This is a genomic window from Lyngbya sp. CCY1209 (assembly GCF_055795065.1).
Genome location: NZ_JAYFER010000713.1, coordinates 1 through 238 on the forward strand (window position 1 = coordinate 1; position 238 = coordinate 238).

Here is a 238-nt window from a genome sequence, read left to right on the forward strand (position 1 = left end):
GCGGGAACCGACAATCAACTCTTTGGCGGCAAAGACGATGATATTTTGATCGGCGGTCGTCGGAGTATAATGTTTGGCGATCTCGGTGACGACCAACTTTTCTCGGGTATAGGCGGAGAGAATACCTTACTCGGCGGGGAAGGTTTGGATTACCTCGACGGTTCGGCGGGAACCGACAATCAACTCTTTGGCGGCAAAGACGATGATATTTTGATCGGCGGTCGTCGGAGTATAATGT

The 238-nt window shown here is 51.3% G+C and carries 1 pseudogene; it reads left to right on the forward strand.

The annotated features are described in order from the left end of the window. Positions 1 to 69 precede the first annotated feature (69 nt). Positions 70 to 238 (forward strand): annotated as a pseudogene (locus AC0QHF_RS29270) (calcium-binding protein); the annotation flags it as partial.